General features: G+C 71.1%; 13 protein-coding genes. 3 read left to right on the top strand and 10 right to left on the bottom strand.

Features of this window, described 5'->3' with window-relative positions:
• Positions 1-215: 215 nt before the first annotated feature.
• Together LXT23_RS33860 and LXT23_RS33855 are read right to left on the bottom strand one after the other, a co-directional pair.
• The gene (locus LXT23_RS33860) at positions 216-1,136 is read right to left on the bottom strand and encodes a bifunctional helix-turn-helix transcriptional regulator/GNAT family N-acetyltransferase (RefSeq protein WP_253984522.1); all 921 of its coding nucleotides are present in this window, start codon (positions 1,134-1,136) and stop codon (positions 216-218) included.
• 103 nt (positions 1,137-1,239) lie between these two features.
• Positions 1,240-2,229 carry a bile acid:sodium symporter family protein gene (locus LXT23_RS33855; RefSeq protein ID WP_253984521.1) on the bottom strand — a complete coding sequence of 330 codons (990 nt, stop codon included), beginning with the start codon at positions 2,227-2,229 and terminating at the stop codon, positions 1,240-1,242.
• A gap of 83 nt (positions 2,230-2,312) precedes the next feature.
• Here LXT23_RS33855 and LXT23_RS33850 point away from each other — a divergent pair, with 83 nt between their 5' ends.
• Positions 2,313-2,936 carry a GNAT family N-acetyltransferase gene (locus tag LXT23_RS33850; protein ID WP_253984520.1) on the top strand — a complete coding sequence of 208 codons (624 nt, stop codon included), beginning with the start codon at positions 2,313-2,315 and terminating at the stop codon, positions 2,934-2,936.
• 14 nt (positions 2,937-2,950) lie between these two features.
• On the opposite strand, the gene LXT23_RS33845 is transcribed toward LXT23_RS33850, so the two are convergent.
• Positions 2,951-4,063 (bottom strand): endonuclease/exonuclease/phosphatase family protein, encoded by a 1,113-nt coding sequence (locus LXT23_RS33845; protein WP_253984519.1) that lies wholly within the window; start codon positions 4,061-4,063, stop codon positions 2,951-2,953.
• A gap of 49 nt (positions 4,064-4,112) precedes the next feature.
• On the bottom strand, positions 4,113-5,909 hold the full coding sequence (locus tag LXT23_RS33840; protein ID WP_253984518.1) for a hypothetical protein: 1,797 nt from the start codon (positions 5,907-5,909) through the stop codon (positions 4,113-4,115).
• A 76-nt stretch (positions 5,910-5,985) separates the two neighbouring features.
• On the opposite strand from LXT23_RS33840, the gene sitI6 reads away from it, so the two are divergent.
• On the top strand, positions 5,986-6,705 hold the full coding sequence (gene sitI6, locus LXT23_RS33835) for a SitI6 family double-CXXCG motif immunity protein (RefSeq protein ID WP_253984517.1): 720 nt from the start codon (positions 5,986-5,988) through the stop codon (positions 6,703-6,705).
• Positions 6,706-6,799: 94 nt separating this feature from the next.
• Positions 6,800-7,570 carry a 3-hydroxybutyrate dehydrogenase gene (locus LXT23_RS33830; protein ID WP_253984516.1) on the top strand — a complete coding sequence of 257 codons (771 nt, stop codon included), beginning with the start codon at positions 6,800-6,802 and terminating at the stop codon, positions 7,568-7,570.
• Here LXT23_RS33830 and LXT23_RS33825 read toward each other — a convergent pair.
• The 6 genes from LXT23_RS33825 to LXT23_RS33800 all read right to left on the bottom strand — a co-directional run bounded on the left by LXT23_RS33825 (position 7,524) and on the right by LXT23_RS33800 (position 25,264).
• Complete coding sequence (locus LXT23_RS33825; RefSeq protein WP_253984515.1) at positions 7,524-8,888, bottom strand: MFS transporter; 1,365 nt, start codon at positions 8,886-8,888, stop codon at positions 7,524-7,526. The genes LXT23_RS33830 and LXT23_RS33825 overlap by 47 nt on opposite strands.
• A gap of 35 nt (positions 8,889-8,923) precedes the next feature.
• Positions 8,924-10,357 carry a hypothetical protein gene (locus LXT23_RS33820; protein WP_253984514.1) on the bottom strand — a complete coding sequence of 478 codons (1,434 nt, stop codon included), beginning with the start codon at positions 10,355-10,357 and terminating at the stop codon, positions 8,924-8,926.
• Between the two features lie 89 nt (positions 10,358-10,446).
• Complete coding sequence (locus LXT23_RS33815; RefSeq protein WP_253984513.1) at positions 10,447-11,811, bottom strand: esterase/lipase family protein; 1,365 nt, start codon at positions 11,809-11,811, stop codon at positions 10,447-10,449.
• Between the two features lie 220 nt (positions 11,812-12,031).
• On the bottom strand, positions 12,032-14,596 hold the full coding sequence (locus LXT23_RS33810) for a MupA/Atu3671 family FMN-dependent luciferase-like monooxygenase (RefSeq protein WP_253984512.1): 2,565 nt from the start codon (positions 14,594-14,596) through the stop codon (positions 12,032-12,034).
• Positions 14,593-18,558 carry an amino acid adenylation domain-containing protein gene (locus tag LXT23_RS33805; RefSeq protein ID WP_253984511.1) on the bottom strand — a complete coding sequence of 1,322 codons (3,966 nt, stop codon included), beginning with the start codon at positions 18,556-18,558 and terminating at the stop codon, positions 14,593-14,595. The genes LXT23_RS33810 and LXT23_RS33805 overlap by 4 nt, the downstream gene beginning before the upstream one ends.
• Before the next feature lies 1 nt (position 18,559).
• Positions 18,560-25,264 carry a type I polyketide synthase gene (locus LXT23_RS33800; protein WP_253984510.1) on the bottom strand — a complete coding sequence of 2,235 codons (6,705 nt, stop codon included), beginning with the start codon at positions 25,262-25,264 and terminating at the stop codon, positions 18,560-18,562.
• Between the last annotated feature and the right edge of the window lie 75 nt (positions 25,265-25,339).

Here is a 25,339-nt window from a genome sequence, read left to right as displayed (position 1 = left end):
CCCCCTATCCTCGTCCAGCCAGAAGAACCGAGTCATTCGTCCTCACGCTCCCTGGCGGGAATGGTAGGGCTGCAAGGGAGCGCGTGGCGGTTGAGCAGCCCAGCGGGGACACGGCAACCAGCAGGAGGCAGGGAGTGGGCCGGGTTCGCGTGGCCTTCGAGCCCTATCATCTCCACCTGAGTGGAGTGTCCCGAGGTTAGGGATTCCTGTCCCGGTCACAGCGTCAGCTCCCACGTCTCCCCAACGAGGCCCTCTCCGAACTGCGCATGGGGCTCGGTGTGGACGAGGACGAAGCCGGCCCGCTCGTAGATGTGGCGCGCAGCGTGGAGCGTGTCATTGGTCCACAGGCGGATCTTCCGGTAGCCCGCCTCCCTGGCGAAGCGCACGCACTCGTCCACCAGCCGCGCGCCGATGCCCAGGCCTCTCGCGGAGGGCTCCACCAGCAGCAGGCGCAGCTTCGCCACCGTCTTCGACTCCTGGACGAGGAACACCGAGCCCACGTTCTCCCCGTCCTTCTCGGCAATCCAGCAGCGCTCCCGCTTCGGCTCGTACTCCTGGATGAACTTCGCCGCGATGCTGGCGACCAGGGCCTCGAAGCGCTCGTCCCAGCCGTACTCCTGGGAGTACAGCACTCCGTGCCGGTGGATGACCCAGCCCATGTCTCCCGGCCGATGCTGCCGGAGGAGGTAGGGGGCCTTCGCCGCTTCCGGCTTCCCGCCGAGCAGCTCCTCGATGGTGCGCATCGCGTCCAGCAGGCGGCGCTGCTCGGCAGGGGACAGCCGGGACAGCAGCGCGGCCACCTCCTCGCTGGAGCGCGTGTTGAGCCGGGCAAAGGCGTCCTGCCCCCGCCGCGTCAGGCGCACCAAGCTCTGCCTGCCGTCGGCCTTCGAGGGCTCCCGAGCCACGAGCCCGCGCGTACCGAAGCTACGCAGCACGCGGCTGAGGTAGCCCGGATCCAGCCCCAGCTCCCGGCTCAGCTCGGCCGCGGTGGGCTGCTCGCGGTTCGCCAGCTCGTAGAGCACCCGCACCTCGGTGAGCGAGAAGTCGCTCTCCAGGTGCCCCTCGGGCAGCACCCCGATCTTCTGCGTGTAGAAGCGGTTGAAGTGCCGCACCGCCGCGACGTTCCGCTCAGCCATGCCAGAGGCCTCCTTTCGGATTCGTTGCCATTGTCAACGAATTCGTTGCCTCAGGCAACCACCGGGGTGTCAGGTGGGGCCGCTAGAGAGGAAGAAGAGGCGCTCAGGACCCCTGTGGCCGGCTCGCGTACCGCTCCGCCACCACCGAGCAGACCAGCAGTTGGAGCTGGTGGTAGAACATCAGCGGCAGGACGATGAGCCCCAGTGCCGGGTGCGCGCCGAACACCAGCCGCGCCATGGGCACACCGGAGGCCAGCGTCTTCTTCGAGCCGCAGAACACGGCCGCAATCTCGTCCTCCTTCGCGAACCCCAGCCGCCGCGCTACGAACGTGGTCAGGCTCAGCACCACCGCCAGGATGAGCGCCACCCCGGCGAAGGTCACCGCCAGCATCCCTCCGCCGTAGTTCGTGAAGAGCCCGGAGTGCACCGAGTCACAGAACGAGGCGTACACCAGCACCAGGATGAAGAACCTGTCGAAGCCGTTGGTGTAGCGGCGGTACCGTGCGAACCAGCCGCCAATCACCGGCCGCAGGAGCTGGCCGATGACCAGCGGCAGCAGCAGCATCCCCGCCAGCTTCATGATGGCCTCGCCCAGCGGAATGGACTGTCCCGTCGTCGTGGCCAGCAGGCTGACGATGAGCGGCGTGAAGACGACACCGAGCAGGCTCGACAGGCTCGCGTTGAAGATGGCCGCCGCCACGTTGCCGCGCGCCAGCCCCGTCATCGCGACCGACGAGGAGATGGTCGACGGCACCGCGCACAGGTACAGGAAGCCCAGGGACAAATCCGCCGGAAGCCAGCGCCCCCCCAGCGAGTCCAGCAGCAGCCACAGGAGCGGGAACACGCCGAAGGTGAACGTCTGCACCACCAGGTGCAGCCTCCACTGCAGGACGCCGGCCTTCAGGTTCGCCAGGGGCAGGCCCAGGCCGTAGAGGAGGAACACCAGGAAGATGCCGATGTTGGCGACGACGTCTGCGTGCATCGCCCCGCCAGTCCGTCCGAAGTCGGGGAAGAGGGCGGCGAGCACGACGGCGGCAATCATCCCCACCAGGAACCAGTCCCGTGCAAGCCGTTTCACGAGGCGAAGAGGCATGTGGCCGCTCAATACTCCGTGCGGCGGCGGACCTCCACCCCCGCGTGCCCCCACCACGGCGCGTGCTACCTTCGACCGCCATCATGAACGTCATCGTCCAGGAACTGGCCCCGGAGCTGTTCGACCAGGTGGGCCCCCTCTGCGCTCGCGCGTTCGACGACTACCCCTTCCTGGCGGAGCTGTTCCCCGGCGCATCGGAGCGGCGCGCGAAGGTGTCCACCCGCTTCTACGAGGCCACCGTCCGCGACTGCCTGGAGCACGGCACCGTCCACGCCGTGGTCGAGGACGGGCGCCTGGCGGGTGTCGCCGCCTGGCTCCGGCCCGGCGCGTTTCCCCAGTCCCTCGAGCGTCAGTCCCGGTTCCTCCCGACGGTGTGGGCGGGCCTGCGCCACTTCCCGGGGCGGGCTCGGCTGGCCCTCCAGGCGCTCGCGCGGCTCGAGCGCTACCACCCTCACACGCCGGCACACTGGTACCTCGCCACCATCGCCGTCGAGCCCGCGTTCCAGGGGCGGGGCCTGGGCGCCCGGCTGATGCGGCGGGGACTGGAGCTGGCGGCGCAGAAGCGAGAGCCCTGCTTCCTGGAGACGGCGAAGCCCTCCAACAGGGCGTGGTACCAGGGCTTCGGCTTCGACATCCAGCGCGAGGAGCCGTGCTTCGACGGAGGCCCCCCACAGTGGTTCATGTGGAGGGCTCCCGACGCGAACTAGCGGTACCGCCGGAGTCAGCGCGCGATGTTGAACTCCACCACGACGCCCGCGTGGTCGGAGGGCCAGAGGCCCGAGGTCGTGCGGTCCGTGAGCAAGTCACCGACGACCTGCGCGCTGAGCGGCGTGAGGCCCTCGCCCGCGTAGAACACCAGGTCGATGCGCTCGTCGAAGCCGGACGTGTTGGTGTCGTTCACCGTCTCGCTGACGCAGCAGGTGAAGCCGTTCCCCACGCCGACCTGCGCCCACGCATCCGTGAAGCCCGCCGAGCCGGTGAGGATGCCGTAGGCGGGCGTCGGAGAGCCCGGTCCGGTGTTGAGGTCTCCCACCAGGATGATGGGCCGCGGGTAGCTCGCGAGGATGCCCACCAGCTCGTTGGCCTGCTGCTGGTTGGCCGGCATCAGGCCCTCCAGGTGGCTGTTCACGAACGTGAAGCTCGCGCCGTCAAACGTCGCCTCCACTTTCGTGAAGCCGCGCTTGAAGGTCACCTGCGCGCCGCCCACGGGGACCTGCTGGTTGTTCGTGTAGTTCTGCTCGACCACGCCGGAGATCTGGACGTCGCCCCGGGCGAGGATGACGTCGTAGTCCGTCAGCCGGAGGTCGGTGAGGTCCAGCGCGCCGCCAGCGAGCGCGGCGGGCAGCTCCGCATCCGCGTTCTCCACCTTCGCGGCGACGCGGTAGTTGAGCCCGCGCTCCTGCAGCTTCTCGAGCAGGATGGCCAGGAAGTCGTAGGCCACCGTTTGCGCGTCCGGCGTCGGCGACGACAGGAAGTTGCTGGGGAACTGCGTCCGGTACAGCGACACCTCCTGCAGCCCCACGAGGGCGGGGTTCACCGACTGGATTTCGTCCGCGAGCGCCTCGGCGCGGGTCGGGAAGTCCGTGGCCTGCACCGTGGCGTAGAGCTGCCCGGCGACCACCGGGACCTGCTGCGGTGACTGCGCCTGGGCGAGCCGGAAGATGTTGGCACCCAGGTAGACGTTGCGGGTCATCACCGCGGCCTTGGCTCCTTCGACAGGGGGCTTCGGTTCCGGGCCGCCGTCGTCGTTGTCGTCACACGCGGAGAGGGACAGCACCGCGCACCCGAGCAGCGGTGCCAGCACACGGAAGCGGCGAAGGGGACTGGGGGCCATGGGGCTCCTCGTGAGAAGGGGGCGCGCAGTGTGCCATGCCCGCATGCCCTCAGAGCCCCATGGGGCCCGGGCTGTAGAGAATCGGAAGACTCCCGCCGGGGGACGGCAGGAGCACGGAGCGCAGCCCGGCGTTGCTCCAGGTGACGAAGCACAGGTCGGGGGACTCCAGCGGACGGCCGAAGTCGAAGTGCACGCGCATCGGGCCGGCCTCGGTGGACTCCTTCACGGTGACGTGGAGTCCCTCGAGCCGCACCTCGGTTCCAGGTGGCGGTGGAGTGTCGCGGTACACCTGCTCCCAGAAGCCGGGCCGGCGCGCGTCGGTGCGGACCACCAGGTCGAAGCCGGTAGGGGAGGTCCGCTCCAACTCGTGGTCGTGGGGCGCCGCGCTGAGCAGGCGGTAGCGCCGGGGCGCGCGGCCTTCGAGCAGCATGACGGCGGGGACATAGGTGGCGATGGCGGGGTCCGAGGCCACCACCACGACGAGGGTTCCCTCACACCGTGGCGCGGCGCGGGCGACGGTCCACTGGGCCTCGGCGATGAGGCCCAGCCCCACGCCCGCCACCATCCGGAACAGTGGTCCGCTCACGAAGTGTCCCAACACGAGGACGGCCGCGACGGCGCGGAGGCCCCAGCGCGACAGCGCGGTGCGCCCCGGCTCGCGAGCGGACGTCCAGCTCCGGACCAGCAGCACGGCCGCGAGGGCGCTGCCCGCCAGCAGCGGCGTCAGCAGGACGCGGCCGCCAATGACTCCCGCGGCGCCGGGGATTGCCGCGGCCACGCCTCCGGGGAGGAGCCAGCGCAGGGTGTGCCGCTCCCGCTCCGACAGTCGCGGCCACAGCGCTCGCAGCACCAGCAGCGCCGCGACGGTGACGAGCGCACCCCAGGCGGCGAAGCGCTGGTGCATGGCGGGGAAGGGCGCCACCGCGTCCGAGGGCGTCGCCACCACCAGCTCGCCCAGGAGGATGAGGACGCGCTGGGCCAGGGTGACGATGAAGGCGCCCGGTTCGGCCATCGGGTCCAGGTAGGCGGCGCTGCCATGCGCTCCGTAGCCCCGGGCCACGTAGAAGGCGAGGTAGGCCGCCATGATGACGGCATAGGGAACGAGGTGCAGGGCCGAGCGCCGCCAGCCCTCGCGATGGCCGAAGAGCTCGTAGGCTCCAATGAGCGCCACCGCGCCGAGGGCCGGCTCGCCGCCCGTCAGCGCCGCCACCACGAGCAATGGGGCCAGGATGCGCCCTGGCTTCCAGCGGTCCTCACGGAAGCGCAGGTGGGCCGCCAGGGCGAGCAGCCCGAGGAGCCCGGAGATGAGCGGGTGCCGTGCCGCGAGCCAGGCGACGGGCATCAGGTGCGCGGCGGCGATGGCATAGGCCACGGTGGCGACCGCGGCCTGGGGCGCGGGCAGCAGGCGGCGGTGCAGCCAGCCGATGACGGTCACCACGCCGAGGAACCAAGCGAGGCTGTGGAGGTGGGCGGGGAGGGCGGCATCGCCGATGAGCCACGTGTCCAGGACGAGCAGCGCGCTGGTGAGCGGCCGGAAGAAGCGCACCGACAGCTCATCGGGCGTCCACCAGGGAATCAGGCCGGATTCTCGCAGGCCGGCGGGTGGCGTCTTCGCGGTGCCCGCGAACTCGTAGAGGGTCAGCGGCCCCCAGTCGCCGTACTCGCGGAGCTGTCCGGAGATCATCAGGCGGTGGAGGAGGTCATCGAGCAGGAGGCCCACGCCGAGCGAGGGGAGTGACACCAGTACCCCCAGCGCCATGGCCAGCCACAGCGAGCGGGGCCAGCGCCGCCAGCCGCTCGCGCGGGAAGGACTGTCAAGTCTGGGGCCTTCGTGGGATTCGGACATGGCTGTCTCCACGATAGCTCCTCTCCTCGGTGCGGCTGATCAGTCCTACAATTCGCGCCCGGGAGCGTGACAGCGGATGAGCCAGTTCTTCTGGATGCGAGAGGACAGGGCGGTCGTTGAGAAGAACGGCGGCTACGTCAACGCGGCGCACAGGTGGGGGCTACCGGGTGCGACCTGCCACACGTGTGGCGTCACGTGGGCCAGCTCGGGCCACACGTACCCGTGTGTTGACCTGTCGCAACTGCCAGAGCATGCGGAGTTCTTGAGCGCAAGGCCCGAGCCCTTCCCTGAGTTCGCGCGCCTCCGCGAGCTGGTGCGCCCCCTTGCGCCTCCCAAGGCCACCCTGCCACCCGGCACACTCTTTGGGCCGCTGGTTGGCACCGCTACCGGAAGGCTGGCTGCCTTCGAGTGGCTCACCGAGGTGCTCCTGGTGCGTAGGGACGCGCTGGAGCGCCTCCAGGGAGAAGGCCTCCGGGGCATGCGGGCCTGCCCGACAGCGCTGCGGTTCCGACAGAAGAACCCGCCAGAGTTCCTGGAGCTACAAGTGGAACCCCACGGCAGGTTGCACCCGGACTGCCTCCCGCCAGATGTTCCTCCGCCGTGCGTCACCTGTGGCCGGCACGCATTCCGGCGGCCGGATGAGCCCATCCTCGACGCGGCTTCCCTGCCCATGGACCTGGACCTGTTCCGCGGAGGGAACTTCGCCACGATGGTCGTCGTCACCGCGCGGTTCATGGAGGCGGTGCGCCGCCTGGACCTGGACGGCGTCACCTTCCGCGAGCTGCCTACGCGCTGATCCGCGGCGGGTCCGACACGACGCACGACGTCGACGAACCGGTCCCTATTGCCCTCCGCCGCGCCGTCCTCCACCATGCTCGCGGAGGTGGAACATGAATCAGTATTCAGGTCGGTGTGCGCTAGTGACGGGGGCCGCCAATGGCATCGGGCTCGCGGTGGCGGAGTCCCTGGCGTCGCAGGGCGCGAAGGTGTTGCTGGCGGACCTCGACGAGGCGGCGGGTGCCGAGGCGGCGCGGCGGCTTCCGGGAGCCCGGTTCCAGCGGGCGGACGTGTCCTCGCGTGAGGACTGCCGCTCGCTGGTCGCCCATGCCGAGCGGGAGTGGGGTCGCCTGGACATCCTCGTCAACAACGCGGGCGTGCAGCACGTGTCGCCCGTCGAGGACTTCCCCGAGGACCGCTGGGAGCAGCTCATCCGCATCATGCTCGTCGGCCCGTTCCTCCTGACGCGCTACGCCCTGCCGCTGATGTACGCCCGGAAGTGGGGGCGCATCATCAACGTCTCCTCGCTCCACGGCCTCGTCGCCTCGCCGTACAAGTCCGCGTACGTCTCCGCCAAGCACGGACTCATGGGCCTGACGAAGACGGTCGCCCTCGAGGCCGCCGACAAGGGCGTCACCGTGAATGCCGTGTGCCCCAGCTACGTGCGCACGCCCCTGGTGGAGAAGCAGATCGCCGACCAGGCCCGCGTCCACGGCCTCTCCGAGACGGAAGTCGTCGAGAAGGTCATGCTCGCGCCCGCCGCCGTGAAGCGGCTGCTGGAGCCGTCCGAGGTCGCCGCCTACATCTCCTTCCTGTGCTCCGACGCCGCGGCGGGCATCACCGGGGCGGCACAGGTGATGGACTGCGGCTGGACGGCTCGCTGAGCGCGTCCTCACCGGGGCTCGCGGCGGGGGCCTCGGTCAGCTGCTCCCGGAACGTCTCCGCCGACAGGTAGACGGAGACCAGCGTCACCGCCGCCAGCCCCAGCATGTACACCGACACCGGCCACGCCTGACCGCCCGAGCGCGACAGCAGCGCCGTGGCGACGACTGGCGACAGGCCCCCCGCGAACACCGACGCCAGCTGGTACCCCAGCGACGCCGCGCTGTAGCGCACGCGCGTGCCGAACAGCTCCGAGAAGAAGCTCGCCTGGGGGCCGTACATCGCCGCGTGCGCGATGATGCCCAGGACGATGGCCAGCCAGATGAGCAGCGTCTGCTTCGTGTCGATGAGCCAGAAGAACGGGAAGGCCATCAGCGCGCAGCCCACCGCGCCCGCCAGGTACACCGGCCGGCGGCCGAAGCGGTCCGACGCCGCGCCGAACGCCGGAATCGCCACCAGGTGCACCGCCGTCGCCACCAGCACCCCGTTGAGCAGCGTGGAGCGCGGCAGCCCCAGCCGCTCGGTGCCGTAGGAGAGGACGAACGTGGTGATGATGTAGAAGAAGCCGTTCTCCGCGAAGCGCGCCCCCATCGCCAGGAGGATCTGCTTCGGGTAGTTGCGTATCGCCTCCATCACCGGCAGGCGCTCGGCCGCCGGCGCCGGCTTGCGCTGGCGGAAGACGGGGGACTCCGCCACGTGGAGCCGGATGAACACGCCGATGCCGATGAGCACCGCGCTCAGCAGGAACGGCACGCGCCAGCCCCACGAGAGGAACTGCGCGTCCGGCATCTTGGAGAAGAGGCTGAACACCGCCGTGGCCACCAGCAGCCCTGCCGGTGCCCCCATCTGCGGCCAGCTCCCGTAGAAGCCCCGCCGGTTCGCGGGCGCATGCTCCACCGCCATCAGCACCGCGCCGCCCCACTCACCGCCCAGGCCGAAGCCCTGGACCAGCCGCAGCACCACCAGCAGCACGGGGGCCAGGACGCCCACCGTGTCGTAGGTGGGGAGCAGGCCCACGGCGAACGTCGCCAGCCCCATCAGCATCAGGGTGGCACTGAGCATCGCCTTCCGGCCGAGCTTGTCCCCGTAGTGGCCGAACACCACGCCACCCAGCGGCCGGGCGACGAAGCCGACGGCGAAGGTGCCGAAGGCCGCCAGCGTCCCCGCCAGCGGGTCCAGCGAGGGGAAGAAGAGGCGGTTGAACACCAGCGCCGCCGCCGTCCCGTAGAGGAAGAAGTCGTACCACTCGATGGCCGTGCCGATGAAGCTCGCCACCGCCACCTTCAAAATGGAGTCGTGCCGCTCCTGCGTGGGTTCCATGGCTTCCCCTCCCGGGGCGGACGTCGTTGGAGCTTCTAGAGCAGCAGGCGCAGCGTCAGGAAGTACGACGCGTCAATCTCGTCGCTCGAGCGGTCCTGCTTCTTCTGGTAGCGCGCGTAGCGGGCACCGAACGCCACGTCCTCGGTGAACCAGTACGTGCCGCCGACGTTGAAGAAGAACTGCGTGGTCTTCGTGATGGGCTCGCTGGCGGGGGTGTCTCCCGTGGGCGCCACGAAGCCGGGCGACCTGTCCGCCACGCGGGAGAACTGGAAGCCGACGCCCGAGCGGCCGTGGACGTTGACGTCCATGCCCGCCGACACCGAGGTGGCCGCATAGCGGGTGGACAGGAGCTGGTCCGCGAAGCCCGCCGTGTTGTTCAGCACGTCGTTCTGCACCCGCGCGACGTTGAAGAACGGGGTGATGAACAGCGGGATGCCCACATTCGCATGCAGCTTCAGCAGCACGTTGCCGCGGAGGTTGTTGCCGCGCAGCAGCGGATCCTTGCGCGACGACGTCTGGTAGTTCACGTCGAACACCTGGGCCATGGCCTTGGCCTCGAACAGCGCATGCGAGTAGGTGACTGACGGGCTGAAGACCTGGAAGTGCAGGTCGTCGTCCGGCTGGCCATTGCGGTAGTTGCCCAGCGGCCGCTCCCAGAAGCGGCCGCCACCGCCGAAGGAGCCGCCCACCTGGTAGGAGCTGGAGGTGCTGATGGGGTTGGCCGCGGTGTAGCCGAAGCCCACCCGGAAGCCGTTCCAGTCATATGCCGCCTGCGCGCCCTGGCCGCGGTTGAAGCCGCTGAAGAGCAGCGGATCTCGCGTGTACTTGTCCGCGAGCAGCGTGTCCGCCACGTGGGTGGAGATGAAGTCCACGCTGGCCGGGTCCACGATGATTCCGGCTTCTACCGTGGCATTCCACCGCTGCAGGCGGATGACCTGGTCGCGGACGCTGAAGGACGCGGTGCCCTCCCACACGCCGGAGCCGTGCGCGCGGATGTTGCGCTCGAACTCGCTGCGGAACGACACGTACTCGCCCAGCCGGCCCTCGAAGCCGAAGCGCGTGAGGGCCAGCGTCGTCGCCCGGCTCTCACGGTTGCGGTTGAGCGTCTGGATGAGGTTCTCCACGTGGACGCCACCCGCGAGCGCGAGGATGGGCTTCACGTAGAACGTCTCGTTGCCCAGCGCGATGCGCGGGCGGACGGTGGGCGGCGGCCGCGCGTCCACCACCTCGGACGTGCCGGCCATCTCCTCGGCGGTGAGGGGCTTGTCCTGCGCCTCGGCGGCGGGGGCCGGAGCCGCGGGGGCCGCCGGAGCTTCGGGGCTGGCCTGCGGAGCTTCGGGAGCGGGAGCCGCCTCGGGCCCAGGAGCGGCGTCAGCGGGAGGAGGCGTGGCGGGCGCCTGCGCCCAGGTCGCCGGAGCGGCGGCCAGGGCGAGCGCACAGACGGTCGCGGTGAAGGGGAATCGCTTCATGGAATGAGCTCGGGAAGGAGGAGGGGAGGCGTGGAGCCGGCTCGGCCTCGGGTGGCGGGCTGGCCCTGCTTCGGGAGGAAAGGGGCGCGCTACTCGGCCAGCGTGCGCAGCACCAGGTTGACGCCCGCGGTAGACCGCAGCGAGCCGAAGTGGTTGGCGATGAAGCCCTTGTTGAAGTAGCCGCTGGTGTCGTAGTCGCTCAGCGTGGTGAGCGAGTTCGTCACGCAGCCCTCCATGTCGATGCGCGAGGCGGCCTCGGACACGTAGTAGTCCTGGTAGTTGGTGCCGCGCTGCTTGTCCGTCATGGTGAGCGTCTGGTACTTCACCACGTTGCCGCCGCACTGCCCCGTCTTGCCGAAGGCGTAGTCACCATCCGCGCACGGCGTGGCGAACAGGTCGAAGGGGCCATTGAGCGGCTTGTGGAAGTACGTCTGCACGTAGTTGGAGCGGCTGCCCATCTCGCAGACGATGGTGCCGCGCATCGTCGAGTTCGTCTGGCAGAGCCCGCCGCCCGCGGTGTCATAGGTGGAGACGCCGTGGTTGGCGCCCGAGCCGAGGATGACGTGGCTGACCTGCGGGAAGGGGTTGATGGAGCCCGCGCGGCCGGTGCTCCACTCGACATACAGCCGGCGCAGGGCGTCGCGCGCCACGGTGACGCCGAGCGAGTGGCCGATGAGGGCCACCTTGCGGTTCGGCTGGTCCTTCATCACCGCCTTGAGCAGTGACTGGAGGATGGGCGTGGCCCAGCCATGGTCGATGTTGCCCGCCGAGTTCTGGCTGGTGGCGTTCGGGTCGACGCTGGTGACGATGTCCGTGCGGAAGTCCACCGCGATGACGCGGAAGCGCCGCGCGATGAGCTCCTCGGCGAGCTGGTTGCGCGCGGTGGAGTCCGCGGTGAACTGCACCTGCTCGAGGGCGCTGTTGATGGACGTGTTCGGCGGGAGGAGGAACTTCTCCCAGGTGTGCGGGCGCGTGGAGTTGCCGTGGACGAGGATGACGATGGGCTTGGACGTGTCCTCGTTGGGTTGCGTGTACTCCTTGGCCGCGCAGGGATAGCCGGGGATCTTCGCCACGTTGCCGGGGATGAAGCCGCTGGCGGCGTTGGGCCCGCCGAGTGCCGCGGCGCCCGTCCACTTCCCGTCGTTGTTGCCGTCGATGTACGGCGTGGCGCCGGTGGTGTTGTTCCGGTCGTAGTAGAGGTCCGCCGTCGTGCAGCCGGGGTGGTTCGTTACCGGGCGGTAGTTGCCGTCATAGTTCAGGTAGTTGTCCTGGTTCTGCGGCACGGTGGTGGTGATCTCCGCCATCTCCGGCGCGTCCTGGATGGACCAGGCGGCGATGTCGATTCCCGCCGCGGTGACCTCCGCGGTCTTCGCCGCGATGCGCTCCTGACAGGCCTTCACCTCGGCCGGCACTTCCGTGACGAGTGGCTGCTCCTCTCCAGGGTCCTGGTTCACACACGCAAGCCCGCACAGACCGAAGACCGCGGTCACGGCATGAATGCTCAGACGCGTCTTTGCCATTTGTAGCTCCGTTGCAATCGCTGACAGGTTTCAGAGGAGAGTCAGGGGCAGCCCTCGATGAACCGCGGAATACGTACCGCACGCGGCCCGCACGGAGCAATCCAGACTTGAAGGGTGATTCATCTTTCGACTTATTGAATTGCGGTGCGGCGCGTCATGTCTCGATGGAGAGCGGAGGCAGTCCGGGGAGTCGCTCGTCCACGTACGCGGCCAGGACGCGGCGCATGCGCAGCGCGTCATCGTCGACGAGCGCCTTCAGCTCGACGAGGTGGGCGAGGCCCTCCAGCACGGCGGAGCCTTCGACGCCGAAGTCGATGAAGCACGCGAGCTCGTCGGCGCCGGCCTCGGTGAGTCGCTCCACCATGGGCAGACAGGAGGTGGGCGTGCCGATGAGGGCGCTCGTCCGGTAGTGCAGCTCGAAGGCGAAGCGGGCCAGCGAGTCGAGCCACTTCGGGTCGTTGATGTCCACGTTCAGGTCCAGGGCGCGGACGCGGGCTTCCTGGAGCTTCAGGTGGGTGCGGAGGTAGTGCGTGAGCGGCTCGCGGACCAGGTCGAGCACCGCGTCCGCGTCGCGTCCCACGTAGGTGTGGAGCATCACCGTCGCAATGCCCGTGGCCGGGTCATGGCCGGCGCGGGCGCGGGCCGCGCGGTAGAGGGCGAGCTTCTCGCGGACCTCCTCGACGGACTGTGACGCCAGGGAGGTGAGCACGTTGACGCCCAGCTCGCCGGCCTTCTCGAACAGCTCGGGGTTGCCCGGGCAGGTGAGCCACACCGGGAGCTCGGGTTGGATGGGGCGGGGGAAGGTGCGCAGCGGAACCTCCCTGCCGGTTCCGTCCGGGCAGGGCACGGTGCCGCCGCGCCACAGCTCCCGCACCTTGGCGAGCGACTGGAAGAGCACGTCGCGCTTCTGGGCGAAGTGGTCGGGCGCCAGCGCGAAGTCCTGGGGCATCCAGCCCGACGTCACCGCGATGCCGGCGCGGCCGTTGGACAGGTTGTCGATGGTGGACCAGTCCTCCGCCACGCGCAGCGGGTGGTGCAGCGGCAGGACGACGCTGCCGGCGCGCAAGCCGATGCGCTCGGTGATGGTCGCCAGCGCGGCCGTGAGGACGGAGGGGTTCGGGTACAGCCCGCCGTGCTCGTCGAAGTGGCGCTCGGGTGTCCAGACGGCCGTGAAGCCGTTGCGGTCCGCGAGCCGCGCGCTGTCCAGGTAGAGGCGGTACTTGTTGCTCGCGCGTGCGTCCTCGTTGGCGAAGAAGAAGAGGCTGAAGCCAGGCTTTCCGCGCCGGGCCTCCGCCACCGGACGCGCGGGCACCACGCGCGCCACGAGCCTGCCCGAACCGGGAGCGCTCGAGTCAGGCGCCACGGTGACGCTGGCCACCGAGGGGTGCTGGGCGAGCACGGCCTCGACCTCCCTGGGGCCGAAGGTGTTGCCCACCGTCAGGGACGTGGCCGCCCAGGAAGCACCGGGGAGCACGGAGAGCTCACGCTCGGGATGCAGTGCCAGCGCTTCCACCAGGGTGCCCAGGTGTCCGGCCAGCCGGGCCACCACCGTGGAGTCGAGCCGCCCGGCGTCATACTGGAACCGCAGCGCCAGGCGTGGACCCTGCGTGGCGCTGATGACGAGGGGGGCGGGCAGCCAGGAAGGCAGGAGGCTCAGCCCGTGGAAGCCCAGCCGTCTCGCCGAGGGCTTCAGCAGCGCATCCTCGGAGTCCGTGGTGAGCACGCTCCCGACGTGCACGGGGGACGAAGCCGGCTCATCCAGCCGCGCGTCCGCGAGCCCGGCCTGGAGCCCCCGCAGCCACGTCAGCCGCGAGCCGGTCCGCGCCACCTGGATGCGGCGCGGGGCCAGGGTGGCGAAGCGCCCGAGCAACGCCCCATCGCTGGCCAGCGGGGCCGGGCAGCCGGTGAGGACGCCGAAGACGAGGTCGTCACCTTGCCCCTGCTGGTGCAGGAGCACCGCCCAGGCCGCCTGGAGCAGCGTCCCGAGGTCCACCGAGTGCTGCCTCAGGAACGCCTGCACCTGCCCGGTGACGGCGGGCTCGAGGAGGAAGCGCTGCACGAGTCGCTCGTCTCCCGCGCCCTCACGGGAGGACGGCTGCCAGGCCCGCGGAAGCTCCGGGCCCCGTGCTTCCGTGAGCGGCGCGCGTACGGGCTGCACCGCGTCCCGCCGTTCGAGCCAGGCGACGTAGTCACGATACGGGCGGCTGCTTCCGAGTCCCGGGGCCTCGCCCTCCAGCGCGGACCCATAGAGCAGGAACAGCTCCTGGACGCAGCGGAGCGCGGAGGCGTCGTCCAGGATGAGCGGGTGCCAGCAGAGGACCACCGTTCCCGCTTCCGGTGACGTCCGGAGCACGGTGACGCGCAGCAGCGGCGCGGCCGACGGGTTCATCGCGCGCCGCCGCTCCTGCGCGAGGAAGGCCGCGAGCCTGGCGGGCCGCTCGGCCTCCGCGAGCTTGGACAGGTCCAGGCGCTCCAGCTTCGGCTCGACCTGCTCGCGCACCACCTGCTTGGGCTCGGGCATGCCCTGCCAGAAGAAGCCGGTGCGCAGGACGGTGTGACGCGCCAGGAGCTGGCGCAGCGCGGACTCCAGGGCCGTCTCATCCAGGCCCTGACGGAAGCTCCAGTGCAGGCAGGAGGGCCGCGCCTCCGGTGCCTCCAGCCGGGAGAGGAGCTCCCGCTGCACGGGCGAGAGCCGGTATACGTCCTGGACGTTCTTCATAAGAGCGGCGCGAGCTGGCGGGCGAGCTCCGCCACGTGGGGTTCGACCATCACCGAGTAGTGGTCACCGGGAAGCTCGATGAGCCGGGGCACCTGCCGCGTCACCGTGTCCCAGCCTCCCAGCGGGCCCGACGCGGCCCTGAGCGCGCCGGCTTCCGGACGGAGGAGGTGGATGGAGGCGGGATGGTCGCTCGCGGGCACATACCCCCGGAACGCCTGGGCATGCGCGCGGTAGACCTCCAGGCGCGCGCGCAGCGTCTCCGCGCCCACGCCCGGCGGCAGCGCGTTGGCGGCCCGGGCCCGCTCGAACAGCAGGGTGCGCCGCGCGTCGGGCGAGAGTGGCGCCAGCTCCTCGCTGGAGAGTGACACCTCGTGCCCCGTCATCTGGCTCAGCTCCAGCGCGAAGCCCTGGAGCACGAGCGTGTCGTCGAGCTTCACGGGACTGGCACCGGGCTGGAGCGTGGGCACCCAGCTGTCGATGAGGGCCACGAGCGCCACGGACTTCCCGCGCCGCAGCAGCTCGCGCGCCATCTCGAACACCACCAGCCCGCCCATGGACCAGCCGGCGAGGAGGTACGGGCCTTCCGGCTGCGTCTTCAGCACGACGTCCAGGTAGGCCGCCGCCATGGCCTCCAGGGTGGGGAAGGGCTCGCGCGTGCCGTCGAGCCCCGGCGCTTCGAGCCCATACAGCGGCTGCTCGGGGCCGAGGTGGCGGGACAGCGGCTCGTAGCAGAGCGCGCTGCCGCCAATCGGGTGCACGCAGAACAGGGGCCGCCGCTGGCCGTGCGGCTGGATGGGGACGAGCGGACTCCAGCCGGCGCTGGATGGCTCCTCGCGCAGCAGCTCCGCGAGCCGGGCGATGGTGGGGTGGGTGAAGAGCACCGACAGGGGCAGCGTGCGCCCCAGTGCCTTGGCAATGCGCGACATCATGCCCATCGCGAGCAGCGAGTGGCCGCCCAGCGAGAAGAAGCTCTGGTCGATGCCTACCGGACGGACGTGCAGCAGCTCCTCCCAGATGCGCACGAGCTGCTGCTCCACCGCGTCACGCGGGCCGGCCACGGCCGTATCCGAGGCCATGGCGCCCACGGGCGCGGGCAGGGCCTTGCGGTCCACCTTCCCATTGGGTGACAGCGGCAGGGCGTCCAGCACCATGAGCGCCGAGGGCACCATGTGCGAGGGCAGCCGGTCCGCCACGAAGCCGGCCAGCGTCCCGCGCTCCACTTCAGCCCCGGGGGCGAGGACGACGTAGGCCACCAGCCGCCGGTCTCCGGGGACATCCTCTCGCGCCAGCGCAACGGCCTCTCGCACCGCGGGGTGCTCGAGGAGCCTCGCTTCCACCTCTCCCAGCTCGATTCGGAAGCCGCGGATCTTCACCTGGTGGTCGGCACGGCCGAGGAACTCCAGGCGCCGGTCGGGCAGGTAGCGGACGATGTCTCCCGTCCGGTACATCCGCGCTCCGGGCTCGGGGCTGAAGGGGTTGGGCAGGAAGCGCTCCGCCGTGAGGGCCGGTCGCCGGAGGTAGCCCGTGGCCAGCCCGTCGCCTCCGATGTAGAGCTCTCCGGGCACGCCCTGGGGAACGGGCTGGAGCTGCCCGTCCAGCAGGTACACCCGCGTGTTGGCGATGGGCCGGCCGATGGACACTGTGCGCTCCACCTGGGACGCGTCCTTCATCACGTAGCAGGTGGTGAAGGTGGCGCTCTCCGTGGGGCCATAGCCGTTGATGACGTGGCCTCCCCGCGTGAGCCGCTCACGCACCCGGCCCGGAGGCAGCACGTCTCCGCCCGCGAGCACCTGGCGCACGCTGTCGAGCGCTTCCGGGTGGTACGCCACCATCTGGTCGAACAGGGGCGCGGTCAGCCAGAGCGTCGTTACTCCGAACCGCGTCAGCTCTGCGCCCAGCTCCTCCAGCGAGTGCAGGTGCGGCGGGCACACCGCCAGCTTCGCGCCGTGCAGCAGGCTGCCGAACAGCTCGAAGGCCGAGGTGTCGAAGGAGATGGGCGAGAACAGCATGAAGGTCTCTCGCGGCCCGGTGTCGAAGTAGCCGGTGTCCATCGCCATCCGCATCACGCCGCGGTGCGGGACGCACACCCCCTTGGGTCGCCCCGTCGAGCCCGAGGTGTACATGACGTACGCCAGGTCCAGGGGACGGGTGCCCGCCTCGGGCCGGTCCTCTCGCGAGGCGGCGAGCCGCTCGCGGTCCAGGTCCATCAGCACGCGCTGCTCACCGCCTCGTGGCAGCACGTCCGCCAGCGACTGCTGGGTGACGAGCACCGGGGCGTGGGACTCGTCCAGCATGAAGGCCAGTCTGTCGCGCGGGTACGCCGGGTCCAGCGGCAGGTAGGCACCGCCCGCCTTCAGGATGCCGAGCACGCCCACCACCGTCTCCGCCGAGCGCTCCAGGCACAGGCCGACGATGGAGCCCCGCGCCACGCCGAGCGTGCGCAGGTGCCACGCGAGCTGGTTCGCGCGCCGGTCCAGCTCCCGGTACGTCAGACGTGCGCCTTCGGCTTCCACGGCGATTGCGTCGGGCGTGCGGTCGACCTGGGCCTCGAACACGTGCTGGAGGCAGGCGTCTCTCGGGAACTCTGTCACCGTGTCGTTCCACTCCACCAGCAGCCGGTGCCGCTCCTCGTCCGTCACCAGGGGCAGCTCACGCAGCTTCCGCTGGGGGCCGGAGGCCATGCCCTCCAGCAGCACGCGCACGTGTCCGAGCATCCGCTCGATGGCGTCCGGCGCGAAGCGGTCCGCGTCGAAGACGAGCTGCAGCTCCAGCTCCGCGCCCATGCTCGCCACGAAGGTGAGCGGGTGTCCCGTCCTGGGGTCCGCGTAGCCGAAGCCGTCCAGCGTCACCTTCCCGCCGGCCAGGGGGTCGAACTTCAGCTCCACCGCGGCCTGGATGGAGACCATGCTGTGGAACAGCGGCTGCCCGCGCGGCACCTGTCCGAGTCCCTGCGCGTCCACGAGCGAGAGCTGGTCGTGCTTCCTCGCGGCGAGCTGGTCGGCCTGGAGCGCCTTGAGCCACGGCAGCAGCTCCGCGTCCGGAGGCACCGCCACGCGGGTGGCCAGCGTGTTGATGAGCAGCCCCAGCATCGTGTCCGAGCCGGGGAGGGCGGGCGAGCGGCTGGAGCTCACGCTGCCAAAGGCCACGTCCCGCTCACCGCTGTAGCGCGCGAGCAGCAGCGCCCAGGCGCCCTGCACCAGCGTGCCCGGGGTGAGCTGGTGCTGGCGCGCGAGCGCCGTGAGCTGCCCCGTCACGGGAGCCGGCACCCGCAGCGAGCGCGTGCCGTAGGCGGCATTGACGGAAGGCGGCTGCTCCGCGCCCCGGTCCACCCAGAGCGGGGTGGGGGCCACGAAGCCCTGGAGCGCCTGTTGCCAGTACCGCTCGGCCTCCTTGCGGTCCCTCCGTCCCAGCCACGCGATGAAGTCGCGATAGGGACGCCCCGGCTCCAGCTCCGGCTCTCGTCCCTGGGCGAGCGCGTCGTAGCAGGTGGTGACCTGCTTCAGGCAGAGCGGGAGCGACCAGCCGTCGAGCAGGAGATGGTGGTAGCTCCACAGGCACCGGTAGTGCTCCGGGCCGAGCTGGAGGAGCGTGAGGCGCATCAGCGGCGCCGCGGAGACGTTGAAGCCCTGGCGCCAGTCCGAGTCGAGCAGCGCCTTCCACCGCGCCTCCTGTTCGTCCGGCGGCAGCCCCCGCCAGTCCTGCTGCGCCCAGGGCAGGTCCACCTTCGTGCGGATGGCCTGGACGGGCTCGGCCAGGCCCTCCCAGAAGAAGGCGGTGCGCAGCACGGGGTTGCGCTCCACGACCGACTGCCACGCGCGCTGGAGCAGCGCGAAGTCCAGCGGCCCCCGCCAGGTCCAGTAGACCTGCTCCACGTAGGCGCCCCCGTGTGGCGAGTAGAGGCTGTGGAAGAGCATGCCCTGCTGCATCGGCGAGAGCCGATACACGTCGTCGATGTTCTTCATGTCAGTCGTTCGCCTGATCGACCTGGTCGATGAGCTGGGAGAGGACATCCATCTGCGAGTCATCCAGGCCCGCGAGCGGGAAGTCCGTCGGGGAGATGGCCTCGCGCGTCTCCTGGTCGCCAGCGCACAGCGCGCGCAGCGCACCGAGCACCTCCGTCATGAGCCGCTCGGGAACGGGCGCGGGCAGCGCGGTGCCTTCATGGGTGCACCGGACCTGGAGCCGCCCGCCGGCCATGAAGCCCTCGAGCTCCAGCAGGCAGCCTCCGGGCAGGCCCCGGCCCGACAGCGCCTCCGGCACCTCGTTGCTTCCTCCCAGGAACCGGAGCCCCATCTCGTTGCGCTCCGGTCGCGACGTGGGCGTGGAGAGCCCACGGACCTCCTCCTTGATGACCCGGAGGAGCGTCGCCTCGTCGGAGCCTTCGGGCAGCTCGAGGCGGAGCGGCTGGCGGAGGTCGAAGCAGCCCACGGTGCGGGAGCAGTCGAGCCCCTCGAACGCGGCACGCCCATCCCGCGTGAAGTCGAGGTGCAGCACGCGCCCCTCCGTCCACGCCCCGAGCGCCCTCGCGAACCCCACGAGCAGGGCCTCTCCCAGGTCCGCGCGCCAGGCGCTCGCCAGCTTCTGCTGGAGGACTCGCGTCTCCTCCGGGGGCAGTGAGGCCAGGCGCTCCTGCACCGACTCCCTGGCCGGGTGCGACGGTGGCGTGGCTTCGGTGAACGGCGGCGCGCTTCCGGCGCGGTGCTCCGCCCATCGCTGGAAGGACCAGGTCTTCGCGCGGGCCACGGCCGTACCGGCGCCGTCCGAGGTCAGGCCCTCCCTCACGTCCTCGGCCAGGATGCGCCAGGACGTCCCGTCGACGACCAGCTCATGCCCGGCCAGCAGCAGCCGGCTGCTCTCGCCCGGACCCCGGAGGAGGACCGCCGCCAGCATGGGGCCATGGAGCGGGTCCAGCATGGCCCGGGCCTGCTCCTCGGCGGCACGCTTTGAATCCGCGGGTCCGGCCGGAAGGTGCGCGTCGAGGTCCAGCTCCCTCAATGGCACGGCTCCACCCGGAGGTGCGCTCTCCTGACGCCAGCCCGCGGCGTCCAACGTGAAGCGGTGGCGGAGCGCGTCGTGACGGGTGAGCAGTCCGTCGAGCACCCGGGCCACGCGCGCCGGGTCCGGTGTCCCGGGAAGGTCGATGGCCAGCACCCGGCTGGCGCGTGCGGTGAGCTCGGGCGGCCCCTCCAGGAGGCGTCGCTGCTCGGGCGTGAGCGGGACGGGGCCCACCACGGGGCCCTGCTCGGCCTGCCGGGTCAGCATCCCCTCCAGCACCCGGGCCAGCTCCGCGATGGTCGACGTCTGGAAGAACTGCTCCGGGTTGAGCTGGAGTCCCAGCCGGCTTCCTCGCGCCATGATCTGGATGGCCTGGACGGAGTCTCCCCCGAGCTCGAAGAAGTCGTCGTGGACGCCGATGCGCTCGATGCCGAGCACCTCCTGCCAGGACGCGGCGAGCTTCTGCTCCAGCTCGGTGCGCGGCGCCACGTAGCCCTTCTTGAGGTCGGGGCGGGGCTGGAGCGAGTCTCCCGTGCGCAGCCCCGCGGCCGCCTCGGCGATGCGCTCGCGGACGACCTCGTCGGTGTGCTCCTGCGTGGCCTGGAGGTCCCTCACCGAGACCACCACCTGCGGCATCACCCGGGCCGACAGCAGCCTTTCGAGCGCGGCCACGCCCTCGCTCGGGCGAATCTCCTCACTCGCGCTGCGGGAGGACTCGGACGCGGTCTGTGCTTCGGTCTTCGCCGCGGCGGCCAGTGCGCGGAGCTCGGCGGCGGGGTCGTTCACCCGCTTCTGCGTCAGCCGCTCCACCTCGGCGAGCACGCGGCCCGACTCATCCGCCAGGGTGACGTCGAACGCGCGCGTCTCGCCATCGGAGCCCGCGTTCTCCAGGAACCGCGCATGCGCGTAGATGCGGCGGGGCAGGGGCGCCAGGAAGCGCAGCCGCCCGTAGCCGAACGGCAGGTAATAGCCGCGCTCGGCGAGGAAGCTCTTCGCCATGCCAGACGTCCGGTCCATGAGCGACGGGTGGAAGCGCATGTGCTCCAAGTCGGAGCTGAACTCCGGCTGCAGCTCCAGCACGACCAGCAGCTCACCCTTGCCCAGGTGGAGCTGGCGGACGCTGCGCCACCGGGGCCCCAGGTCCTCCTCGTACTCGGCTTCGAGCGAGTCGGGCGTGCCCGTGCACCGGCTGCGGAGCGAGTCCAGGTCCAGCGTGCGCGGCGCCTCGGGCGCGAGGAACCGCGCGCGGCCCGTCGCGTGGGCCGTGGCCTTGCCCGTGCCATCCGCAGGCTGGGAGCGCACCACCCAGCGATAGCCGTCGGGCTCCTGCTCGATGACTACCCGGGCCTCGCGCGTCTCTCCGTCGGGCACGCGCAGCGGGAAGAGGAAGAAGGTGTCGACCAGCTCCAGGGTGCGGCCCTCGGCGCGTCCGGCGAGCGCCGCGCGCACCAGCTCGAACCAGGCCACGCCGGGGACGGTGGGGGTGCCGAGGATGCGGTGCTCGTCCACCACCCAGCGTGAGCGGGCGTCGCCGATGTCCGAGGCGAAGACCAGCCGCTCCGGCGTGTCCTCCAGGCAGCGGTGGAGGAGGGGATGCTCCAGCAAGCGGACGGGGTGCGCTTCGGCGGCGTCCTTGCGCGCCGCCATGCCGACCTCCTCCCAGGCGCCCCAGTTCACCGCCACCGCGTGGATGCCGGTGCGGGCGTGGAAGGCGCGCATGGCCGCGTCCAGGAACGCGTTGCCCGCCGTGTAGTCCACCTGTCCCAGCCGGCCGACGACGGAGGACAGCGAGGAGCAGGCCACGACGAAGTCGGGGCGGCTTCCCTCCAGCGCGGCCAGGAGGACTTGCGTGCCCTGGACCTTGGGCGCGAGGACCGCCGCCGCCGCTTCCGGCGCCTTGAGCTGGATGAGGCCGCCACCCGGGACGCCCGCGGCGTGGATGACGCCGTGGAGCTCGCCGAAGCGCTCGCGTGCCATGGCCACCACGCCGCGCATCGCGTCCAGGTCCGTCACGTCCGCCTGGCACACCAGGACCTCCGCGCCACGCTCCTCCAGGCGAAGGACGGCGCGAAGCCTCCGGCGGACCTCGTCGCTTCCTTCGTGCTGCTCCAGCAGCCGTGGCCACTGCTCGCGCGGCGGGAGCGCGGTGCGCGTGGTGAGCACGAGCCGGGCGCGCGACTTCTCCGCGAAGCCCTCGGCAATCGCGAGCGCGAGCCCTCCGAAGCCACCGGTGATGAGCACGGTGCCGCGCTCGCGCAGGGGCAGCGTGGCACCGGCTTCGAGCCGGACCGTGTCGAAGCCCTGCACCCAGCGCCGGCCCGCGCGGTAGGCCGTCACGGGCTCCTGCGCGTCGGAAGCGACGTCCGCGGCGAGCAGCTCCGCCAGCCGCTCGAGGTGCGGGCTGTTGGCGGCGGGCAGTGCCACGTCCACGCTGCGGCAGTGCAGGCTGGGGTACTCGCGGGGAATGACGCGGACCGGCCCCAGGACCGTGGCCTGCTCGGGCCAGAGCAGGTCTCCACCGGCGACCTCCTGCATGCCGTTGGACACGGTCACCAGCCGGACCGGCCGCTCCAGCCCCTGGCTTCCGAGCGCCTGGGCCAGGAAGAGCAGGCTGTAGAAGGAGCGCGCGACCACGTCCTCGGAGGGGCCCGTGGGTTCAGGCGTGAGGCCGAACATGTGGATGACTCGCTCCGGCGAGCGCGCCTCGGTGTGCAGCTCCGAGAGCAGGGCGGCGTAGCCCTCGCGCGTGGGCGGCACCTCGAAGGTGTGTGCTCCCGTGCGGCGGAAGGTCCGCGCCCGCCGTGCTTCGACCACGTCGCCGCCCGCCTGTCGCAGCCGCTCGGCCAGCCGTGCACCGAGCCCGGCCTCATCGAGCAGGAGCAGCCAGGGCGTGCGCGGCGCGGAGGCCGTCGCCAGCGAGGGGACCGACTCCTTCCACACCGGCAGGTAGAACCAGCCCGCGAGGTCCGCCTGCTTCTCCAGCGAGCCCGGCTTCGTCCCCGGGGTGAGCGCGGCGGCGCGAGGCTCCACCCAGTGGCGCTGTCGCTCGAAGGGGTACGTGGGCAGGGGCTGGCGGTGGCGCTGCTGTCCCACGAAGAGCCCCGGCGCATCCACGCCCCGCAGCCAGAGCTGGCCGACGGTGCGCAGCAGGTGCTCCACGTCCGACGTGCGCTCCTCGGCGGCTGGGAGGCAGGGCAGCACGGTCTGCCCCGGCTGCTTCCGGGGGTGCCACCGCGCCAGCGTGCGCAGCGCGCGGCCCGGGCCTACCTCCAGCAGGACGGCATCCGGCTCCTGGAGGAGGACGTCCAGTCCGTCGGCGAAGCGCACCGGTTGGCGCAGGTGCTGCGCCCAGTAGTCGGGGCTCGTGGCCTGCTCCGGCGTAATCCACGTGCCCGTCACGCAGGACAGGAAGCGGAGCTTCGGCGCATGGCGCTGCACCCGCGACACCGCCTCGCGGAACGGCGCCACCGCGGACTCCACCCGCGCGCAGTGGAAGGCGTGCGACGTGCGCAGCCGGCGACAGGGGACGGAGGCTTCCACGAGCCGGCGCTCCAGCGCGGTGATGGCCTCCGTGGAGCCCGCCGCCACACACGAAGACGGACCGTTGATGGCGGCGAGCTCCACCTCCGGCGACAGCAAGGGGCGGAGCTCCTTCTCGGGGAGCTGCACGGAGAGCATGGCCCCGGGCGGACAGGCCTGGAGCAGCCGGCCTCGCAGCGCCACCAGGTCCAGCGCGTCGTCCAGCGAGAACACTCCCGCGAGGCAGGCCGCGACCAGCTCTCCGACGCTGTGCCCGAGCATCGCTCCGGGCTGGAGGCCCCAGTGCTGGAGGAGCCGCGCCAGCGCGTACTCGATGACGAAGAGGGCCGGCTGGGTGAGGGCCGTCTGCTCCAGCCGCGCCGCAGCGTGGGCGTCGTCCCTGTCGGCAGGGAAGAGCCACGGCCCCAGGTCCAGGTCATGCCGCCGCCGCAGGGCTTCGAGGCACCGGTCCAGTTGCTCCCGGAAGACGGGCTCGGTGGCATGGAGCTCCGCCGCCATGCCGGGGTGCTGCGAGCCCTGGCCGGGGAAGAGGAACACCAGCGAGCGCTGGGTGGACTCCTGCACGCGGGAGAGGACGCGCTCCGGGTGCAGCGTTGCGAGTGTGCCCGCCGCATCCTCCGTGTCCCGGCACACCACGAACCGGCGGTGGTCGAAGGTCCGCCGGCCCACCGCCAGCGTGTACGCCACGTCCGCGAGGGGCAGGGTGGGGTGCGCCTTCAGGTGCTCCGCGAGCCGCGTCGTCATCGCCTCCAGCGCCGCGTCAGAGCGGGCCGACAGCATGAGGAGCTGGAACGGGCGCGACGGGCCGGACGGGGCTCGCTTCGGTGCCTCCTCCAGCACGACGTGCGCGTTGGTGCCGCCCAGGCCGAAGGCGCTCACCCCCGCGCGCCGGGGCGTGGCGGAGTCCCAATCGCGCAGGCGGGCGTTGACGAAGAAGGGACTGCCGGCGAAGTCGATCTCCGGGTTGGGCGTCTCGAAGTGCAGGCTCGGCGGGAGCTGCCGGTGCTCCAGTGCCAGCGTGGTCTTGATGAGCCCGGCGATGCCGGCCGCGGTGTCCAGGTGCCCCAGGTTCGTCTTCACGGAGCCGAGCGCGCAGAACCCCGTGCGCGCGGTGTCACGGCGGAACGCCTGGGTGAGCGCCCGGACCTCGATGGGGTCTCCGATGGGAGTCCCCGTCCCGTGTGCCTCGACATAGGAGATGCTCTCGGGTGACACCCCGGCCAGCGCCTGCGCCATGGCGATGACGTCCTCCTGCCCCTCCACCCCCGGCGCGGTGTAGCCGACCTTGGACGCGCCATCGTTGTTGAGGGCACCGCCCCGGATGACGGCGTGGATGGTGTCTCCGTCGGCCAGCGCGTCCGACAGCCGCTTGAGGAGCACCGCGCCCGCTCCGGCGCCGGGCACGGTGCCCTGGGCCTTCGCGTCGAAGGCGCGACAGTGCCCATCCGGCGAGCCGATACCCCGCTCGTTGTAGAGGTAGCCGGTCCGCTGGGGCAGGGGGAGCGAGACGCCGCCCGCCAGCGCCAGGTCGCACTGGTGGCTGAGCAGCGACTGGCTGGCCATCACCACCGCGACCAGTGACGTGGAGCACGCCGTCTGCACGGAGATGCTCGGCCCCTTGAGGTCCAGCTTGTAGGAGACCCGCGTGGCGAGGTGGTCGTTCTTGTTGTGGAGGATGGTCTGGAACGCGCTCGCCGTGCCCACCAGCCGCCCGGCGGGTGCGAGGTGGTGGAGGAGGTAGCCGTTCGCTCCCGCTCCCGCGAAGACGCCGACGGGGCCCGGGAAGGTGGAGGGCTCGTAGCCCGCCCGCTCGAACGCCTCCCACGCGCACTCCAGGAAGACGCGCTGCTGCGGGTCGGTCAGCTCGGCCTCGCGCGGTGAGAAGCCGAAGAAGCGCGCGTCGAAGTGCTCGAGGCCTTCGACGAGGCCCCGCGCCTTGACGTACTTCGGGTCGCCGAGCTCCGCCGGGTCGACCATCGCGCGGTCGAGCTCGGTGTCCTCGAAGAAGGTGATGGACTCCACGCCCTCCCTCAGGTTGCGCCAGAACTGCTCCACCGTGCTCGCGCCAGGGAAGCGGCAGGACATGCCGATGATGGCGACGGCTTCCTGCTCCAGGGGTTGATCCGTGCTCATGCCTACCTCGTCATTCCGGAAATGCGCGAAGCAGGTATACTGAAAACTGAATCATCATTCATATGCCATCGCGTT

Origin of the sequence: Pyxidicoccus xibeiensis, assembly GCF_024198175.1 — a bacterium.
Taxonomy (GTDB): Bacteria; Myxococcota; Myxococcia; order Myxococcales; family Myxococcaceae; genus Myxococcus; species Myxococcus xibeiensis.
The sequence above is the reverse complement of the archived record's forward strand: the minus strand, read 5'-3'. Positions and strand labels throughout refer to the sequence as shown.

Coding starts and splice junctions, on each gene's coding strand:
- LXT23_RS33845 (WP_253984519.1), bottom strand. CDS start 4,063: ATGGCCCCCAGTCCCCTTCGCCGCTTCCGTGTGCTGGCACCGCTGCTC.
- LXT23_RS33820 (WP_253984514.1), bottom strand. CDS start 10,357: ATGAAGCGATTCCCCTTCACCGCGACCGTCTGTGCGCTCGCCCTGGCC.
- LXT23_RS33850 (WP_253984520.1), top strand. CDS start 2,313: ATGAACGTCATCGTCCAGGAACTGGCCCCGGAGCTGTTCGACCAGGTG.
- LXT23_RS33800 (WP_253984510.1), bottom strand. CDS start 25,264: ATGAGCACGGATCAACCCCTGGAGCAGGAAGCCGTCGCCATCATCGGC.
- LXT23_RS33810 (WP_253984512.1), bottom strand. CDS start 14,596: ATGAAGAACGTCCAGGACGTATACCGGCTCTCGCCCGTGCAGCGGGAG.
- sitI6 (WP_253984517.1), top strand. CDS start 5,986: ATGAGCCAGTTCTTCTGGATGCGAGAGGACAGGGCGGTCGTTGAGAAG.
- LXT23_RS33825 (WP_253984515.1), bottom strand. CDS start 8,888: ATGGAACCCACGCAGGAGCGGCACGACTCCATTTTGAAGGTGGCGGTG.
- LXT23_RS33840 (WP_253984518.1), bottom strand. CDS start 5,909: ATGTCCGAATCCCACGAAGGCCCCAGACTTGACAGTCCTTCCCGCGCG.
- LXT23_RS33855 (WP_253984521.1), bottom strand. CDS start 2,229: ATGCCTCTTCGCCTCGTGAAACGGCTTGCACGGGACTGGTTCCTGGTG.
- LXT23_RS33860 (WP_253984522.1), bottom strand. CDS start 1,136: ATGGCTGAGCGGAACGTCGCGGCGGTGCGGCACTTCAACCGCTTCTAC.
- LXT23_RS33805 (WP_253984511.1), bottom strand. CDS start 18,558: ATGAAGAACATCGACGACGTGTATCGGCTCTCGCCGATGCAGCAGGGC.
- LXT23_RS33830 (WP_253984516.1), top strand. CDS start 6,800: ATGAATCAGTATTCAGGTCGGTGTGCGCTAGTGACGGGGGCCGCCAAT.